We start from the raw sequence: 18,543 nt of genomic DNA on the forward strand, positions 1-18,543 counted from the left end.
TTGACTTAAATGCCGTACAAGTGGTTGTTCTAGATGAAGCTGATCGCATGTACGATCTGGGCTTTATTAAAGATATTCGTTGGTTATTCCGTCGCATGCCTACGGTGACCGAAAGGTTAAACCTACTCTTTTCAGCTACGCTCTCTTACCGTGTCAGAGAACTTGCTTTTGAACAGATGAATAGCCCTGAATATATTGAAGTCGAGCCGTTACAAAAAACGGGTCACCGTATTAAAGAAGAGCTGTTTTATCCTTCAAATGAAGAGAAAATGCGCTTATTGCAAACGTTGCTTGAAGAAGAGTGGCCAGAGCGTTGTATTATTTTTGCCAATACCAAACATCGTTGCGATGAGATTTGGGCACACCTTGCGGCTGACGGTCATCGTGTAGGACTACTCACCGGAGATGTTGCTCAGAAGAAACGACTGCGTATTTTAGAAGAGTTTACTCAAGGTAATCTCGATATTTTAGTTGCGACCGATGTCGCTGCTCGCGGGTTACATATTCCTTCTGTTACCCATGTCTTTAACTATGACTTACCTGATGATTGTGAAGACTATGTACACCGCATTGGTCGTACTGGTCGTGCAGGCGAAAGTGGTCATTCAATCAGCCTTGCTTGTGAAGAGTACGCTTTGAATCTACCCGCCATCGAAGAGTACATTCAACATTCGATTCCAGTGAGTAAGTACAACAGCGAAGCGTTATTAACTGACCTTCCTGCTCCGAAACGCCGCCATCGTCCGCGTCCAGGAGGGCCTCGTCGCAATTCAAATTCGCCACGTCGCCATAATGGCCCACGTAACAACCATAAACGTTCAGGCTGAGTAATAACGATATGCTGAAATCTTCTTCTCTCTATGCAGCAATTGATTTAGGTTCGAACAGTTTTCATATGCTGATCGTTCGTGAAGTTGCAGGCAGTATTCAAATTATTTCGAGAGTAAAACGCAAAGTACGCCTAGCCGCTGGTTTAGATGGCAATAATATGCTGTCAGAACAAGCTATGGAGCGCGGTTGGCAATGTTTGAGGCTCTTTTCAGAGCACTTACAAGATATCCCTAGCGCTCAAATCCGTGTCGTCGCGACTGCAACATTGCGGCTGGCTAAAAATGCCGATGTTTTTGTGCAAAAAGCCAGTGAAATTCTAGGTAATACCGTCAAAGTTATTCAAGGAGAAGAAGAGGCGCGCTTAATTTACCAAGGCGTTGCTCACACAACCGGAGGCCCCGATCAGCGTTTAGTCGTTGATATTGGGGGAGGAAGTACCGAGCTGGTTACAGGTATCGGTGCCAAAGCCACTCAGCTATTTAGCCTTGAAATGGGTTGCGTCACTTGGCTAGAAAAATATTTTAGTGATCGCACACTCACCGAGGAGAATTTTACTCAAGCGGAGTTAGCCGCCCACGCGGTGATTGCCCCTATTGCGGATACCTTAAAAAATCATGGTTGGAAAATTTGTGTTGGTGCATCCGGCACCGTTCAAGCCATCCAAGAAATCATGATCGCGCAAGGCATGGATGAGCTGATTACCTTAGATAAGCTACAACAGCTTAAATATAAAGCCATTCAATGCCACAAGCTTGAAGAGTTAGAAATTGAAGGGCTCACCTTTGAGCGAGCGCTGGTATTCCCAAGCGGTCTGTCTATCCTCATCGCTATTTTTAAAGCTTTATCGATTGATAATATGACCTTAGCGGGTGGTGCATTGCGTGAAGGGTTAGTTTACGGCATGCTTGAATTACCCATTGAGCAAGATATTCGCGCTCGTACCTTGCGTAATATTCAGCGTCGCTTTCAAGTCGATATCGAGCAAGCTGCCCGCGTTAGCCAATTAGCAGAGCATTTCTTTTTACAGGTCTCTAAAAATTGGCAGCTAGACCTACGCTGCCGTGATTTGTTATCAAGTGCCTGTGCTTTGCATGAAATCGGTTTAAGCGTTGACTTCCGCAAAGGGCCGGAGCATGCCAGTTACCTTATCACTAACCTTGACCTTCCTGGCTTTACTCCTGCACAAAAGCGCTTACTGGCTGCATTACTCCGCAATCAACACGGGCCTGTTGATCTAGCCACACTCAGTCAACAAAATGCTTTACCCATGCAACAAGCTTATCATTTATGTCGCCTGTTGCGATTAGCTATTCTTTTTGCAAGCCGTCGGCGAGATGATACATTGCCAGCATTACGACTTCATGCAGAGACCCATTCTCTGACGATTGTATTGCCTTACCGCTGGCTCGCAGAGCATCCATTACGAGCAGAAAACTTGCAACAAGAAGTTCAGTGGCAAGGTTATGTTAACTGGCCTTTGAAACTTGAAGAGCGTAATAGCTCCAACAATTAATTTCCCCCCTCACATTCGTTACAGTGAATGTGAGGGGCCATTTCTGCTAGCTTTTCTTATTTAATCCTAAACGAGCCTTAATATCAGCGAGTGCAGATTGTCCTTTTTGCATCCGCTCTTCCGCGGTCACCACTTTTCGTTGCTGTTCCCACTCTAAATCATCTTGCGGCAATTCTAATAAAAAGCGACTTAGCTCAGGGCGGATTAATTCACCGTATTGTCGACGTTCACGGCAATGGCTAAAAAATAGCTCTTTTTGTGCCCGTGTTATTCCAACATAAGCTAACCGCCGCTCTTCATCGATGTTATCCTCATCAATACTACTTTGATGCGGTAACAACCCCTCTTCCATCCCTACTAAAAACACATAAGGGAACTCCAGCCCTTTAGATGCGTGTAATGTCATTAATTGCACTTGATCTGATTCTTCATCATCTTCACCGCGCTCCATCATATCGCGCAGCGTAAAACGCGTTACAACCTGATCTAATGACATAGGATCATTCAAGTCGTCACCTTCAATCATTTCACTCATCCATGTAAACAACTGATTGACGTTTTTCATTCGCATCTCAGCAGCTTTCGTACTTGCCGAAGTTTCATAGAGCCAACTTTCATAGTCCATTTCACGCAGTAAATCACGCACGGCCAATAATGGCTCACGCTCAGACTGTTGAACAATTTTCTCCATCCAACGTGTGAACTGCTGTAGCGCGGTTAATCCTTTGCCTGTTAATGTTTGCTCCAGTCCTAAATCAAAACTAGCTTGATATAAACTTTTACCGCGTTGATTAGCCCATTCACCTAATTTTTGGATCGTTTTTGGCCCAATTTCACGGCGTGGCGTATTCACAATGCGCAAAAAAGCACTGTCATCTTCAGGGTTAGTGATGACTCGCAAATACGCTAATAAATCTTTGATTTCTGGGCGAGAAAAGAATGATGTTCCCCCCGAAATACGGTAAGGAATACGGTTTTGCATCAACATTTTTTCAAAGATACGCGATTGATGGTTACCGCGATACAAAATGGCATAATCTTTATATTGTGTTTTATTAATAAAGTGATGCGCTATCAATTCACCGATAACTCTTTCAGCTTCATGATCTTCATTATTGGCCGTAATAACCTTAAGTGGTGCCCCATAACCTAGTGTCGAAAATAATTTTTTCTCAAATACGTGGGGGTTATTTGCAATCAAAATATTGGCTGCTTTTAGTATGCGCTCCGATGAACGATAGTTTTGCTCCAACTTAATCACATTTAACTTTGGAAAATCCTGACTCAATAGCACTAAGTTTTGTGGGCGAGCACCACGCCAAGAGTAGATAGATTGGTCATCATCGCCAACTACCGTAAACCGTGCACGCTGACCCACCAGCAATTTAACTAATTGATATTGGCTTGTATTGGTATCCTGATACTCATCCACCAGCAAATAGCGAATTTTTTGTTGCCAACGCTCCCGCACCTCTTCGTTATGGGATAAAAGTAAGGTCGGCTTACTGATCAAATCATCGAAATCCAATACGTTACAGCTTTTTAAATGCAATTCGTAACGACGATAACACTCTGCAAAACGATGCTCTTTCTCACTTCTCACTTTCGCCAACACCTGCTCTGGTGCTAACAGATCATTTTTCCAATTCGAGATCGATGAGATCAGTTGCTGCAAAAGATCTTTATCTTCCTCTAGCAGATCAAAAGTGAGCTCTTTGAGCAATGCCATTTGGTCCTGATCATCAAACAGAGAAAAATTAGCCTTAATACCTAACGCCTTATATTCACGTTTAATGATCTCCAAGCCCAAGGTATGAAATGTAGAGATAATTAACCCTCGAGCTTCTTTCCGCCCCAATGTTTGTGCGACACGCTCTTTCATTTCACGAGCGGCTTTATTGGTAAAGGTGACCGCCGCAATTTGACGTGGTTGATAGCCACATTGGCGGATCAGGTGTGCTATTTTATTCGTTATCACTCGGGTTTTTCCCGAGCCGGCACCAGCCAATACAAGGCATGGGCCATCCACAAATTCAACAGCCTGCTGCTGGCTTGGATTTAATCGCATGGTTTCTCTAGATCAGGTTATTTTCAAAAAGACAGATTGTTGTCGATTGTAGCAGAAAGCACTCGGCGCATAAAAACGGCTAAACCATCATGTATCCATTTAACTGCATATTTCTATCTGTGACGGTCGAGTCTGAAAAACAAAAAAACCGTGTCATTCAGAACAACACGGTTTTCAATACGATATTATTTTATATCTAATATATTTTTCTAAACTATTCGCGTTAAAGGAAAACGGCGAATAGTGCTAGTGTGACGAAAAATTAGCCACCCACTGAAATGCGTTTCATATCTGTCATATATCCACGCAGCGTCTTACCGATTTTCTCAATTGGGTGGTTACGGATAGCTTCATTAACATCACGCAGTTGTGCATTATCGGTGCCATTATCAGCAACAGGTTTCGCCAAATCTCCCGCTTGCAGTTTGCTCATAAAGTCTTTCAACATTGGCACAGCCGCGAACGAGAACAGGTAGTTACCATATTCCGCCGTATCTGAAATAACCACGTTCATTTCATACAGGCGTTTACGAGCGATAGTATTGGCTATCAGTGGCAGCTCGTGCAGTGACTCGTAATAAGCGGATTCCTCAAGGATCCCAGCTTCCAGCATAGTATCAAACGCCAACTCAACCCCAGCTTTAACCATTGCAACTAACAAAACACCGTGGTCAAAATACTCTTGCTCAGCGATTTTTCCTTCATATTCAGGGTAGTTTTCAAATGGTGTTTTACCGGTTTCTTCACGCCAAGCCAGCAAATTCTTATCATCATTTGCCCAGTCAGCCATCATGGTTTCTGAGAATTTACCAGAAATAATGTCATCCATATGTTTTTGGAACAAAGGAGCCATGATTGTTTTCAGTTGCTCAGACAGTGCAAATGCGCGCAATTTCGCAGGGTTTGACAGACGATCCATCATCAGCGTGATACCACCTTGCTTCAATGCTTCGGTAATTGTTTCCCAACCGAATTGGATTAATTTACCGGCATAGCCTGGCTCAACACCATCAGCAACCATCTTGTCATAACAAAGTAGAGCGCCCGCTTGCAACATACCACACAGGATGGTTTGTTCACCCATCAAGTCAGATTTAACTTCTGCAACGAATGATGACTCCAGTACACCAGCACGATGTCCGCCAGTTGCCGCAGCCCATGCTTTCGCAATAGCCAGACCTTCACCTTTAGGGTCATTTTCAGGGTGAACAGCAATCAGCGTTGGCACACCGAAACCACGTTTATACTCTTCGCGAACCTCAGTACCTGGGCACTTTGGAGCAACCATCACAACAGTAATATCTTTACGGATCTCTTCACCTACTTCAACAATGTTAAAGCCGTGCGAGTAACCTAATGCAGCGCCTTGCTTCATCATTGGCTGAACAGCGCGAACGACCGCTGAGTGCTGCTTGTCTGGCGTTAAGTTAATGACCAAATCCGCTTCAGGGATCAATTCTTCATAAGTACCGACTTTAAAACCGTTTTCTGTCGCTTTACGCCATGATGCACGTTTTTCAGCGATCGCTTCAGCACGTAATGCGTAAGCAATATCCAGACCTGAATCACGCATATTTAGGCCTTGGTTTAAACCTTGAGCACCACAACCGACGATGACGATTTTTTTACCTTTCAGGTATCCTGCTTCATCCGCGAACTCTTCGCGCTTCATGAAACGACATTTGCCTAACTGCTCTAACTGCTGACGCAGATTCAAAGTATTAAAATAATTCGCCATTGTCTTACTCCGTTGTTCTGTTGTGTTCGTTATTTCAGGCATCTGCCTGTCGCTTTTCTATTTAGCGTTTATGGTTTTACTATATGCGATGATTCGCATTGCTTAAATTGATATATTAACAATACAATGTTGCATATTATGCAACGCTCTTTTGACTTAACTTAAGGCTGAAACAAAAATGGATATCCGTGATTTAAAGCTATTTCTTCATTTAGCAGAAAGTTGCCATTTTGGTCGAACCTCTAAGGCGATGTATGTCAGTCCATCCACTTTATCGCGGCAAATTCAACGCTTAGAAGAGCAGCTAGGGCATCCACTTTTTATTCGTGATAATCGGTCGGTAAAACTGACCCAAGCGGGTGAGCACCTTAAACAATTTGCTCAACAAACCTTATTACAATATCAACAACTCCAGCATGCCCTTAACCAGCAAAGCCCTTCTCTTACGGGTGAACTGCGCCTTTTTTGCTCTGTCACTGCCGCGTATAGCCACTTGCCACAAATTCTGGATAAATTCCGCGCACTGCATCCACTGGTAGAAATAAAACTCACCACTGGTGATGCGGCCGATGCTGTCGACAAAGTAGAAACCAAGGAAGCTGACCTTGGGATCGCAGGTAAACCAGAACGCCTTCCTGATAATGTAAGGTTTACTAAAATTGGTGAAATCCCATTGGTACTGATCGCCCCCGCACTACCTTGTGCTGTTCGAACCATGGCTACCGAAGAGCAGCCCGACTGGAATGCGATCCCGTTTATTCTGCCTGAACACGGACCATCACGAAAACGTATCGAACTCTGGTTTCGCCGTCATCACATCAATAATCCCGTGATCTATGCAACTGTCTCAGGCCATGAAGCTATCGTGTCAATGGTCGCACTCGGCTGTGGTATTGCCTTGATACCAAGCGTCGTTGTTGATAACAGCCCTGAGCCAGTTCGCAGCCGTATATTACAACTCGACAATATTTCGCTGGTTGAACCCTTTGAGCTAGGCGTTTGCTCGCTTAGCAAACGCCTAAGTGAACCACTCATCAAATCATTTTGGCAATTGTTGCCCGACCACTCAATCTAATGTTTGCGGTGAGCTTTGGGGGGCTAAAAAGAACCTAAATGACGGGTTCCCTGTTTCATCATGATATTCATAACCTAGCGCATCAAGGTGCCTATCGAAACGCACCTCAGGACCTGATAACTCAAACGCCGCTAACACACGACCATAATCAGTGCCATGGCTACGATAATGGAACAGTGTAATATTCCAATACGTCCCCAGAGTCTCTAAGAATTTTAACAATGCCCCCGGTGATTCTGGGAACTCAAAACTATAAAGGCGCTCCTCCAATGGCTTCGATGGTCGACCACCAATCATATAACGTACATGTAATTTCGCCATTTCATCATCGGATAGGTCGGCAACTTCATAGCCATGTTGTTGCAACTCTTGAATAATTTCACTTCGTTCGTTTTCGCCACCGCTTAACCTCACCCCCACAAAGATACAAGCACGGTCAGGATCTGCATCGGTATAACGATAATTAAACTCAGTGACTGCACGATGGCCTAATAACTGGCAGAAACGCAAAAAGCTGCCTTTTTGTTCAGGGATCGTGACCGCAAGAAGTGCCTCCCGTTGCTCACCAATTTCGCATCGCTCTGAAACATAACGCAGGCCATGGAAATTCATATTTGCACCGGATAAAACATGTGCAAGACGCTCGCCTTTAATGTTGTGCAGTTGCACATATTTTTTTAAGCCTGCTAGTGCTAATGCTCCAGATGGCTCAGCAATCGCACGCACATCCTCAAAAATATCTTTCAACGCCGCACAAATCGCGTCACTGTCTACGGTGATCACATCATCCACATATTTTTGGCAAAGACGGAATGTTTCATCGCCAATACGCTTCACCGCAACGCCTTCAGCAAATAAGCCAACTCGAGGCAAGTCAACCGGATGCCCCGCTGCCAATGCGGCTTTCAAACATGCCGCGTCTTCGGCTTCAACGCCGATAATTTTAATCTCAGGCATCAATTGCTTGATCAGAACCGCTACGCCAGCAATCAGGCCACCACCACCGACGGGGACAAAAATGCGATCAAGATGCGCATCTTGCTGTAACAACTCCAATGCTATTGTGGCTTGCCCTGCAATCACAGAAGGGTGATCAAAAGGGGGAACAAAGGTGTACCCCTCATTTGTCGCCATTTCGATGGCTTTGGCTTTCGCTTCATCAAAATTTGCCCCATGCAAAATGGCTTCACCACCGAAATTACGTACCGCGTCGACCTTAATATCTGCGGTTGCCACAGGCATGACAATCTTTGCTTTCACGCCAACACGACTGGCCGATAATGCAACGCCTTGTGCATGGTTCCCCGCAGAAGCGGTAACCACACCTTTCGCTTTTTGCTCATCGGTCAATCCAGCAATCATGGCGTAAGCACCACGCAACTTAAAGCTATGAACAGGCTGCCTATCTTCACGTTTAACTAAAATCGTATTTCCCATGCGAGCAGACACTTTTCTCATCTCTTGCAATGGGGTGACCTGAGCCACTTCATAAACCGGCGCACTGAGCGCCGCTTTTAAATAATCAGCACCCGTAGGTGCAGAGGGTAATGGTTTTGCAGCAGCCACCGTCATTAGCCTCCCAGCTTAGATTTATCGCGTACAGCGCCCTTATCTGCACTCGTTGCAAGAGATGCGTAGGCACGCAATGCAAAAGAGACCTCACGCTGACGATTACGTGGCGTATACGCTTTATCACCACGCGCCAATTCCGCTTCTCGGCGTTTATTCAGCTCATTATCATCAACATCAAGTGCTATCGTTCTCTTTGGAATATCGATATCAATAATGTCGCCATCTTTTACCAATGCCAACAATCCACCACTAGCGGCTTCAGGTGAAATATGACCAATGGATAACCCGGAGCTTCCTCCTGAGAAGCGGCCATCCGTAATGAGCGCACAGGTTTTCCCTAATCCCATTGATTTAAGGTATGAGGTTGGGTACAACATTTCTTGCATGCCTGGGCCACCTTTCGGGCCTTCATAGCGAATAACAACCACATCCCCTTCAACAACCTTACCGCCTAAAATGGCTTCTACAGCATCATCTTGGCTTTCATAAACCTTCGCAGGCCCACGGAAAGTTAAACTACCTTCATCAACACCTGCGGTTTTCACAATACAGCCATCTTCCGCGATGTTCCCCGCAAGTACCGCTAAGCCCCCATCTAAACTGTAGGCGTGCTCTATATTACGGATACAGCCATTTTCACGGTCAGTGTCGAGAGAAGGCCAGCGACAGTTTTGCGAAAAGGCTTGTGTTGTTCGAATACCCGCAGGCCCCGCCGAAAACATCGACTTAACGGCTTCATCTTGCGTCAACATCACATCATATTGCTCAAGTGTCTGCTTAAGTGTCAGGCCTAAAATATTTTTAACATTATGCTGTAGCAGGCCTGCTCGGCTTAACTCACCTAAAATACCAATAACACCACCAGCACGATGAACATCTTCCATATGATATTTTTGGGTGCTCGGCGCAACTTTACATAAATGCGGAACTTTGCGTGACAAACGGTCAATATCTGCCATTGTGAAATCAACATCGGCTTCTTGAGCCGCTGCTAACAGGTGTAAAACCGTATTGGTTGACCCCCCCATCGCAATATCCAATGTCATCGCATTTTCAAAAGCGGATTTATTAGCGATATTACGCGGCAATGCACTTTCATCATCTTGCTCATAATAGCGCTTAGTTAATTCAACAATACGCTTACCAGCATTGATGAATAACGCTTTACGGTCAGCATGGGTCGCAAGTAATGACCCATTTCCTGGTTGCGATAACCCTAATGCTTCGGTTAAACAGTTCATTGAGTTAGCGGTAAACATACCTGAGCAAGAGCCGCATGTTGGGCAAGCAGAGCGTTCAATTTGTTCGCTGTCCGCATCGCTTACATTAGGATTCGCGCCTTGGATCATCGCATCCACTAAGTCTAACTTGATAATTTGATCTGAAAGCTTGGTTTTCCCAGCTTCCATAGGACCACCTGAAACAAAAATAACAGGGATATTTAGGCGTAATGATGCCATTAACATACCCGGTGTGATTTTGTCACAGTTAGAGATACATACCATGGCATCTGCACAATGAGCATTCACCATATATTCGACTGAATCTGCAATTAACTCACGGGAAGGTAAGGAATAAAGCATCCCGCCATGCCCCATTGCAATGCCATCATCGACAGCGATTGTATTAAACTCTTTAGCGACACCCCCTGCCGCTTCGATCTGCTCAGCGACAAGTTTGCCAAGGTCACGCAAATGCACATGGCCCGGTACAAATTGTGTAAATGAGTTAACAACTGCGATAATCGGTTTTCCAAAATCAGCATCGGTCATACCGGTGGCACGCCATAATGCACGTGCGCCTGCCATATTACGGCCATGGGTGGTGGTTGCTGAACGGTACTTCGGCATATCTTTACTCCCGTGTTTTAAAACAGGCGGGGAACGACCGCCTGTAAATCTGTCTGTATTTGTTATTAAGGGTTAACTGGATCTAACCAACCCCATTTATCTTCTGTTGTACCATCAAACAAACCAAAGAAGGCTTGCTGGATCTTTTTGGTCATAGGGCCACAGCGACCAATACCCACTTGAATGCCATCCACACTACGTACTGGCGTGATTTCAGCTGCGGTTCCGGTCATAAACACTTCATCAGCAAGGTATAAAGACTCACGTGATAAGGTTTGTTCACGAACTTCAATGCCCATATCCTTCGCTAATGTTAAGATCGCATCACGTGTGATCCCCGGCAGTGCAGAAGATGTGAATGGTGGTGTAAATAAAATGCCATCTTTCACTTCAAAAATATTTTCACCCGCCCCTTCAGATAAATAACCATTAACATCTAATGCAATTCCCTCTTGATAGCCATGACGACGTGCTTCACTGCCAACAAGTAGCGACGATAAATAGTTACCACCCGCTTTTGCTCCAGTAGGAATGGTATTTGCTGCAACGCGGTTCCATGAGGAAACCATAGCATCAATTCCTTGATCTAAAGCTTCTTCGCCTAAATAGGCCCCCCATGGGAAAGCCGCCATGATGACATCTGTTTTATAACCATCTGGAGGATTAACCCCCATACCAACATCACCAATAAAGACTAATGGACGAATATAGGCACTGACTAAGTTATTTTTACGTAACGTTTCACGGCATGCTTCCATCAGCTCATCAACGCTATAGCTGACAGGCATACGGTAGATTTTTGCAGAGTCACGCAAACGCTGCATGTGCTCACGATGGCGGAAAACAACAGGCCCCTTGTGAGAATCATAGCAACGGACGCCTTCAAATACCGATGTACCATAATGCAAAGCATGAGACATAACGTGTACTTTTGCATCGGCCCATGGCGTCATTTCACCGTTAAACCAAATATAGTCAGCTTTCTTAGTCATTTTATTTATTCCTTACATTGCACTTTGTGTGCGTAATAGTCGTGATTCTTGTTCTCTTATTTCAACTTCCGAAACATCAGACAGCTTAGTTAACTGAGCATATAACTGAGCTAATGGACGCTGGCTGTTCACGGTCATTTCGATATTTACATTATCACCATCCGGCATATGATCCATAGTCATCGAACTGATTTGGAATCCACGATGGCGAGTCACCCGTAATATACGCTCTAAAACCTCAGGACGGAAACGGGCCAGTATTGCGAGTTGATGTTGCATCATAACGGTTTCTCCATCATTTTTTCATTGCTCGCCCCTGGTGGAACCAACGGCCAGACGTTCTCTAATTCATTTATTGAGACCTGTAACAGATAAGCGCCTTCACTGTTGAGTAACTCATCAAGCGCTGCGTCAACTTCAGATTTTGAGGTAATGCGTCGCCCTGGGATATCAAAAGCCCGAGCCAAAGCCACAAAATCAGGGTTATCGGTTAAAATCGTTTCGCTATAGCGCTGTTCAAAAAACAGCTCTTGCCACTGACGAACCATGCCTAACCGCTGGTTATCTAACAATAAAATTTTAACGGGTAGTTGTTTACGTTTAATGGTGCCAAGCTCTTGTACATTCATCATGAAAGAACCATCTCCAGAGACACAAACCACAGTGTCTTCCGGACGAGCCACTTGTGCGCCAATCGCGGCTGGAATACCAAAGCCCATGGTTCCCAAACCACTAGAAGTAATAAAATCTTCAGGTGCATCAACCGCGATATGTTGGGCCGACCACATTTGATGCTGCCCAACATCTGTCGTGATAACCGTATTTGCCTTCATACGATCAGACAGTTGCTTTAACAGCAAAGGGGCGTAGATAGCATCACCGGGATGATCGTAACGCCAGCTAAACTCATGCTTTAGCTGGCGTACCTCTTCCTGCCAAGATGAAATCGTTTTTTCCATCATCAACTCAGGTAATAACGCTTTAGCATCACCTAATAAAGCGACGTGAGTTTGACGCAATTTATCTAATTCAACATGGTCGATATCGATATGAATGACTTTGGCATTTGGCGCGAATGTATTTAACTTACCTGTCACACGGTCATCAAAGCGAGCGCCCACGGCTATCAATAAATCACAACGCTGCACCGCGAAGTTTGCCGCCTTAGTACCATGCATCCCCAGCATTCCGAGATAATATGGCTCCGAAGGTGCAACTGCGCCTAGCCCTTTTAAAGTTGTCACAGAAGGAATGCCCGTGTAATCAATAAAACGTCTTAGCTCGGCAACCGCACCTGACATCCCAACGCCACCACCGATATATAACATTGGTTTTTGCGACTGTTTGAGTAACTCTCTTGCCTCAGCAACCTCATGTGACTGGATAGGTAAATCCTGTTCAACAGGCATTAAAAACGGCGCGAGATCTGCCTGCTGCAGTTGAATATCTTTCGGAATATCAATCAGTACAGGTCCTGGGCGACCACTATTTGCGATTGCGAAAGCTTCAGCAACAATGCGAGGCAGGTCTTCAAGGGATTCCACTAAAAAACTGTGCTTAGTACAGGCCAGAGATAAACCCAAAACATCGATTTCTTGGAAAGCGTCAGTGCCAATAAATTCCGAACTCACTTGCCCCGTGATAGCCACAACAGGCACAGAATCTAACAAAGCATCCGCTAACCCAGTGATTAAATTCGTCGCTCCCGGCCCTGATGTCGCAATACAAACTCCTGTTTTTGACGTCGAGCGAGCATAACCAATCGCGGCAATAACCGCCCCTTGCTCATGGCGACACAACAGATGCTCAACCCCGCCATCATACAGCGCGTCATACACTGGCATGATAGCGCCTCCCGGATAGCCAAAAACAGTCTCCACTCCCTGCGTCCGCAATGCTTGAACTAACCACTGTGCCCCATTCATGCTTTTCTCCTGTCTTCCAATTAATTTATCTATTTGTATTTATTTTGTTTTTTTAGGTTTGATGATGTTGCTAAACTTTACGTCAAAAAAAACCCCGCGCCTTTCGGTGCGGGGTTCTCGTGAGATCTGGCTACTAATTTAGCCTTCGTCGTCCAAGTGCAGCCCCGCACGGTGGGATAATAATCACCACCACGCTGATAATAATTAGGCTAATCACTCGGAAAAATGCGTTCATCGGTTCTGTCTTTCGCTGTATTATTCGTTATCTATATTAAAGAGGTATCATTTTAAAATTACTTTGACAACTTTTATTTTAAATTTTTATTATCAAAAAATATATTTCAATATAAATCAGATAGATAAAAAACAAACAGAATAAATAACTAGTGTTTTATAGAATTTACAGCAAATACATATAGCGAAGCCATTATACGCAGCCTGATATTCCAACAAGCAAGCGTTGTATTGATGATATTAATTTTAATTTACACCTCATCTTTAAAAAAATTCCTTCTCAATTAATTTCTATTATCTATAAATTAATATCATATAACATATTAATTAATAATAGTTTTACGACCACCTTCGCAAAAATTTAATCCGTGGCAAATATTTTACATTTAAGTTTCCCTTCCCACTCTCATCCTTAAAAAGAGCCATTGAAACGGCTCTTTATTCAACAGAATATTACTCTGTTTATTCAAGGGAGGAGATATGGCATTAGCAATTGTGTATACAAGAGCATCGATAGGAATGAATGCGCCACTGGTTACTGTTGAAGCACATATTAGTAATGGGCTACCTGGATTGACACTTGTAGGTTTACCTGAAACGGCTGTAAAAGAATCGAGAGATAGAGTACGGAGCGCATTATTAAACAGCGGTTTTGAATTCCCTGCAAAAAAAATGACGATTAACTTAGCCCCTGCCGATCTCCCGAAAGAAGGGGGACGTTACGATCTTGCGATAGCAATCGCTATCTTAGCGTCATCAGGCCAAGTGCCTACAAAAATACTTCATCAGTATGAATTTCTCGGTGAACTCGCTTTGTCTGGTCATATTCGCCATGTGAATGGTGCTATCCCTGCCGCACTCGCGGCATTAACACAAAAAAGGCAACTCGTTCTTTCATCTGAAAATCAATATGAGCTGAATTTATTACCTGATAATAGTGTTAAGTTTGCAGGAACATTATTAGAACTTTGTCATTTTTTATACGAGAAAATGACATTATCAGGTAATTTCCATCCGACCGAAATCCCTGAGCCCCCCATTTGCGACGGGAATATTAGCGATATTATTGGACAAGAGCAGGGAAAAAGAGCGTTAGAGATCTGTGCAAGTGGTGGGCACAACTTATTGTTATTAGGCCCTCCTGGCACAGGAAAAACGATGCTAGCAAGTCGCCTAAAAACATTACTACCGTCCCTAACGCCACAGGAAGCCCTAGAAGTCGCCTCTATACATAGCCTATGCCATTCAAGCGATTTAACTTCTCCTTGGCCTCCTAGACCCTTTAGAGCTCCTCACCATAGCGCGTCAATGGCAGCACTCATTGGTGGAGGGAGCCTTCCTAAACCCGGTGAAATATCATTAGCCCATAATGGCATTTTATTTCTGGATGAATTGCCTGAGTTTAGCCGCTCTGTACTTGACGCATTACGTGAGCCACTTGAATCAAGGCAAGTTATTATTTCCCGCGCTAAAGCAAAAGTGTGTTTCCCAGCCAACTTTCAACTCATCGCCGCACTGAACCCAAGCCCTACAGGCCAATATCAAGGTGATTACTGCCGAAGCTCCTCCACGAAAATCTTACGCTACTTATCACGCGTTTCAGGTCCTTTTCTTGATCGATTTGATCTGTCTATTGAAATACCGCTGCTTCCGTTGGGTACACTCAGTCATCAACAGTATCAAAGCGAAAATAGTGAGCAAATCCGCGCTAGAGTCATACTTGCAAGAGAGATACAAATGAAAAGAATGGGGAAACTCAATAGCCAATTAACCGCCAGAGAAACGACAAACCTATGCCAACTTACATCCAAAGATTCACTTTTTTTGGAGCATGCCTTAAACAAACTTGGGTTATCGATACGCGCTTGGCATCGCATTTTAAGAGTCGCTCGAACTATTGCCGACTTACAAAATACCAATAATATCGAAAAACCTCATCTTCTCGAAGCTCTCGGTTATAGAGCGATGGATAAGTTATTGCTTCATTTGCAAAAACAAGTAAGCTGAGTAGTTGGAGAGGTGGTGAATGATAGTGGCATAAGCGTACACTCTAAATGAATCTACGATGATGTAGCAGCGCTTATTACACTGGCCTCATAGAGAGATTTAGAAAGTCAGCTTCGTTACTTTACGTGACTATAACGCATATAAGTTAAGGGGCCTGTAAGCCCCTCTAAATATATTGATGATATTAATCGTCTGTATCTGTATAGTCATCCGAAGGGTCTATCTGAGGCTTACCGCCAGAGAGAGTATGGAAGCGTTTCGGACGATTTATGCGGCTAGAATATTTCGCCCACACTTTTTCTTCAGGAGTTACAGGTTCCCTTTCGCCGCGGCAAACCGCAACGAAAAGTTTTTCTTCGTCGGTTTGTGCTGCACGTTTGCCGGAATCAAGCTCAGAAAAAGCTTGGCCATGGCGCTCGAGTAACTGAGCTTCCTTGATGGTAAAATCACCATGACGAGAAAAGCCACGTGGGTAATGTTTATTGTCAAAAAAACGATTAGTCGTGATGAAGCTTTCTGCCATCTGACACACTCCTAACTTATTACTGTCAACTCTTTATGGCGCGGAGTATTAGACAGCATTGACAATCTGTAAAACAAAACATTTAAATCATCACGACAAAAATTATTGGAGATGTATGTGGATACTGAGTTATTAAAAACATTTTTGGAAGTCAGTAGAACCAGACACTTCGGCCGAGCCGCAGAATCACTCTATTTAACGCAATCAGCTGTCAGTTTTCGCATCCGGCAACTCGAAACACAGCTCGGTACAAACCTATTCACGCGACACCGCAATAATATTAGGCTAACGGCTGCTGGGGAGCGCTTAGTTCCTTACGCTGAATCCTTAATGAATACATGGCTACAAGCCAAAAAAGAGATCTCCCATGCTTCACAGCATACTGAATTGTCGATAGGTGCTACCGCATCATTATGGGAAGGCTACCTTACCGATTGGATGCAATCACTGTATGAACAGCATGATGAATTACGTTTAGAGGCGAGAGTTTCGACTCGGCAGTCACTGGTGAAACAACTGCATTCGAGAGAGCTAGATTTATTAATTGCCACTGAACCGCCAAAAATGGATGAGTTCGAAAGCACCATCATAGGCACTATTGAGCTTCAATTAATGGCCTCACAAAAAAATATCGCTTTAACAAATTATAATTATATCAAATTAGAGTGGAGTGCCGATTTTCAACCTCAAAATGACGCAAGCCTTACGCCCGATGATTCGCCAGTTATGATCACGACATCTGCACACATTGCTCGTCAATTACTGCCTGTATCACTTTCTGCCGCGTTTTTACCGTCTCACTGGAGTATTCAGTACCCTGGACTCAAAACGCTCTCAGAGACCGTAATTACAAAACCACTCTACGCCGTCTGGTTACAAAAGAACGATCAACAAGCATTGATTAATCAATTAATAAAAACCCCCATTAAAAACGCACAATTAGCCCCTACGTCATAACTGACTAACTACTTATCAGTTTTAACTACGCTCGATAATACTGTCGGGCGTTTTTTCTTATCAGCCTCTTTAATTTAGCCTCTTACGCATAATAATCTCTCATACGACAGGGCTATTTCAATTCAAGCCAATAACTTAACCTGAACTCGAGATAAGAAAAATAAAAAAGAAGGGAACGAAAAGTAGGTTCGGTGATCAGATCTTTCGACCAAAAAATCACTGTTCACCAAGGAATCCACTATGCATAATTTAGTTAACTTATTTTGTCATATCGATGATTTTGCAAATTTTTCATCCCACAATGGCAAAAATACTTGATTGAAAGTGGTAAAGGTCAGCGGCTACACCAAACAAGAATGACAAGCAGTGGAATTATGACCATCATCATTGCATTCCCTATGTCTCATCATCGTGATTTGAAGCATTTTTATATTGGGTTCATTGTGGTATACCACAAAAAAGACTTTCCAACCTTATTGAGCTACACGCGTTTTTTTGACGTCATATCGAAGGGTTGAGTGCCATTACGTTCCTTCTTTACCCATCTAAAAGGTCAACCAACAGGTATCGAGTTTATTACCAGTATTAAAGTGTGCCACAACCTACGGATCCCAAAACATCGGTTTTTTAAAAACTCGGCGGCCAGAGGAAAAGAGACGATAGAATGGTTCTACGGTTTCAAGCAGCACATCATCGTTAACCATCTTGATGAGATTGTTGCCGCGGAACTTACATCAGCAAAGCATTAACTGAAGATTTAAAGATGGAAGGAATAACATTGGTTACAGGACAACGCAAAAATATGAAGCCAAAATTATTAGTGGCCTGAGATAGAGCGATGATCGCTAATCGATTCATTATTGAAACAATTAATGATCAGCTAAAAAATATTACGCAGATTGAACATTCTCACCATCGTAGTTTGCATGGATTCATGTTGAATTCACTGGGCGGTTTTACCTATTGTTTGAAACCGAAAAAGTCATCCTGAATATTTCAAATGTCGAGAAAACAGGGCTTCAAATAATGGCTTAAACCGATCTCTAGTTAACTTAGAAATAACAGGAATAGGTCGCAAATTTAGGTAGGAATTATCGATTTTTGCATAAAGAAAAACCCGATTAAAGTAATCGGGTTATCAATAAGATACTTCTTTTGTTTTTACTTAATTGGTAACTGGCAGGGGCGGAGAGGCTCGAACTCCCAACACCCGGTTTTGGAGACCGGTGCTCTACCAATTGAACTACGCCCCTAAATT

Annotated in this window: 14 protein-coding genes, 1 tRNA gene and 1 pseudogene; 6 read left to right on the forward strand and 10 right to left on the reverse strand. The window is 43.7% G+C overall.

Annotated features, from left to right (window positions below; genetic code table 11):
• Together PSE69_RS18900 and gppA are read left to right on the forward strand one after the other, a co-directional pair.
• The coding region (locus tag PSE69_RS18900) for a helicase-related protein (RefSeq protein ID WP_272675317.1) at nt 1–827 on the forward strand (827 nt) is incomplete at its 5' end.
• 11 nt (nt 828–838) lie between these two features.
• Nucleotides 839–2,344: a guanosine-5'-triphosphate,3'-diphosphate diphosphatase gene (gene gppA, locus PSE69_RS18905; protein ID WP_004915455.1), complete on the forward strand. Its 1,506-nt coding sequence runs from the start codon at nt 839–841 to the stop codon at nt 2,342–2,344.
• A 46-nt stretch (nt 2,345–2,390) separates the two neighbouring features.
• Here the strand turns inward: gppA and rep are convergent, their stop codons facing one another.
• Entirely contained in the window at nt 2,391–4,412 is a 2,022-nt protein-coding gene (gene rep / locus PSE69_RS18910; RefSeq protein WP_004915452.1) for a DNA helicase Rep, read from the reverse strand.
• A gap of 262 nt (nt 4,413–4,674) precedes the next feature.
• The gene (ilvC, locus tag PSE69_RS18915; protein ID WP_014657279.1) at nt 4,675–6,150 is read right to left on the reverse strand and encodes a ketol-acid reductoisomerase; all 1,476 of its coding nucleotides are present in this window, start codon (nt 6,148–6,150) and stop codon (nt 4,675–4,677) included.
• Nucleotides 6,151–6,328: 178 nt separating this feature from the next.
• Between ilvC and ilvY the strand changes: the two genes are divergently transcribed.
• Nucleotides 6,329–7,225 carry an HTH-type transcriptional activator IlvY gene (gene ilvY, locus PSE69_RS18920; RefSeq protein WP_121875151.1) on the forward strand — a complete coding sequence of 299 codons (897 nt, stop codon included), beginning with the start codon at nt 6,329–6,331 and terminating at the stop codon, nt 7,223–7,225.
• Here the strand turns inward: ilvY and ilvA are convergent.
• The 6 genes from ilvA to ilvL form a co-directional block, all read right to left on the reverse strand.
• A complete protein-coding gene (gene ilvA, locus PSE69_RS18925) occupies nt 7,217–8,791 on the reverse strand; it encodes a threonine ammonia-lyase, biosynthetic (protein ID WP_171831062.1) in 1,575 nt (524 codons plus the stop codon). The genes ilvY and ilvA overlap by 9 nt on opposite strands.
• Before the next feature lie 5 nt (nt 8,792–8,796).
• Complete coding sequence (ilvD, locus tag PSE69_RS18930; RefSeq protein WP_121875152.1) at nt 8,797–10,647, reverse strand: dihydroxy-acid dehydratase; 1,851 nt, start codon at nt 10,645–10,647, stop codon at nt 8,797–8,799.
• Between the two features lie 65 nt (nt 10,648–10,712).
• The gene (locus PSE69_RS18935) at nt 10,713–11,639 is read right to left on the reverse strand and encodes a branched-chain amino acid transaminase (protein WP_004915437.1); all 927 of its coding nucleotides are present in this window, start codon (nt 11,637–11,639) and stop codon (nt 10,713–10,715) included.
• Nucleotides 11,640–11,651: 12 nt separating this feature from the next.
• Complete coding sequence (gene ilvM / locus PSE69_RS18940) at nt 11,652–11,921, reverse strand: acetolactate synthase 2 small subunit (RefSeq protein WP_004915433.1); 270 nt, start codon at nt 11,919–11,921, stop codon at nt 11,652–11,654.
• Nucleotides 11,918–13,564 carry an acetolactate synthase 2 catalytic subunit gene (gene ilvG / locus PSE69_RS18945; protein ID WP_004915430.1) on the reverse strand — a complete coding sequence of 549 codons (1,647 nt, stop codon included), beginning with the start codon at nt 13,562–13,564 and terminating at the stop codon, nt 11,918–11,920. The genes ilvM and ilvG overlap by 4 nt, the downstream gene beginning before the upstream one ends.
• Nucleotides 13,565–13,697: 133 nt before the next feature.
• A complete protein-coding gene (ilvL, locus tag PSE69_RS18950) occupies nt 13,698–13,799 on the reverse strand; it encodes an ilv operon leader peptide (RefSeq protein WP_071599630.1) in 102 nt (33 codons plus the stop codon).
• 479 nt (nt 13,800–14,278) lie between these two features.
• Between ilvL and PSE69_RS18955 the strand changes: the two genes are divergently transcribed.
• Nucleotides 14,279–15,805 (forward strand): YifB family Mg chelatase-like AAA ATPase, encoded by a 1,527-nt coding sequence (locus PSE69_RS18955; RefSeq protein WP_004915428.1) that lies wholly within the window; start codon nt 14,279–14,281, stop codon nt 15,803–15,805.
• Between the two features lie 184 nt (nt 15,806–15,989).
• Here PSE69_RS18955 and PSE69_RS18960 read toward each other — a convergent pair whose 3' ends face one another.
• Entirely contained in the window at nt 15,990–16,328 is a 339-nt protein-coding gene (locus tag PSE69_RS18960; RefSeq protein WP_004915426.1) for a DUF413 domain-containing protein, read from the reverse strand.
• Between the two features lie 111 nt (nt 16,329–16,439).
• On the opposite strand from PSE69_RS18960, the gene hdfR reads away from it, so the two are divergent.
• Nucleotides 16,440–17,285: an HTH-type transcriptional regulator HdfR gene (gene hdfR, locus PSE69_RS18965; protein ID WP_004915423.1), complete on the forward strand. Its 846-nt coding sequence runs from the start codon at nt 16,440–16,442 to the stop codon at nt 17,283–17,285.
• A gap of 240 nt (nt 17,286–17,525) precedes the next feature.
• Nucleotides 17,526–18,320 (forward strand): annotated as a pseudogene (locus PSE69_RS18970) (transposase).
• 142 nt (nt 18,321–18,462) lie between these two features.
• Here the strand turns inward: PSE69_RS18970 and PSE69_RS18975 are convergent.
• Nucleotides 18,463–18,538 (reverse strand) — tRNA-Trp (locus PSE69_RS18975).
• Between the last annotated feature and the right edge of the window lie 5 nt (nt 18,539–18,543).

The sequence above is a fragment of the Providencia sp. PROV122 genome, from assembly GCF_028482365.1.
Lineage (GTDB): Bacteria > Pseudomonadota > Gammaproteobacteria > Enterobacterales > Enterobacteriaceae > Providencia > Providencia stuartii.

Excerpts from the sequence above, each read along its gene's own strand:
- PSE69_RS18955 (WP_004915428.1), top strand. The coding sequence starts at position 14,279 with ATGGCATTAGCAATTGTGTATACAAGAGCATCGATAGGAATGAATGCG.
- hdfR (WP_004915423.1), top strand. The coding sequence starts at position 16,440 with ATGTATGTGGATACTGAGTTATTAAAAACATTTTTGGAAGTCAGTAGA.
- ilvM (WP_004915433.1), bottom strand. The coding sequence starts at position 11,921 with ATGATGCAACATCAACTCGCAATACTGGCCCGTTTCCGTCCTGAGGTT.
- PSE69_RS18960 (WP_004915426.1), bottom strand. The coding sequence starts at position 16,328 with ATGGCAGAAAGCTTCATCACGACTAATCGTTTTTTTGACAATAAACAT.
- PSE69_RS18935 (WP_004915437.1), bottom strand. The coding sequence starts at position 11,639 with ATGACTAAGAAAGCTGACTATATTTGGTTTAACGGTGAAATGACGCCA.
- ilvG (WP_004915430.1), bottom strand. The coding sequence starts at position 13,564 with ATGAATGGGGCACAGTGGTTAGTTCAAGCATTGCGGACGCAGGGAGTG.
- gppA (WP_004915455.1), top strand. The coding sequence starts at position 839 with ATGCTGAAATCTTCTTCTCTCTATGCAGCAATTGATTTAGGTTCGAAC.
- ilvC (WP_014657279.1), bottom strand. The coding sequence starts at position 6,150 with ATGGCGAATTATTTTAATACTTTGAATCTGCGTCAGCAGTTAGAGCAG.
- rep (WP_004915452.1), bottom strand. The coding sequence starts at position 4,412 with ATGCGATTAAATCCAAGCCAGCAGCAGGCTGTTGAATTTGTGGATGGC.
- ilvL (WP_071599630.1), bottom strand. The coding sequence starts at position 13,799 with ATGAACGCATTTTTCCGAGTGATTAGCCTAATTATTATCAGCGTGGTG.
- ilvY (WP_121875151.1), top strand. The coding sequence starts at position 6,329 with ATGGATATCCGTGATTTAAAGCTATTTCTTCATTTAGCAGAAAGTTGC.
- ilvD (WP_121875152.1), bottom strand. The coding sequence starts at position 10,647 with ATGCCGAAGTACCGTTCAGCAACCACCACCCATGGCCGTAATATGGCA.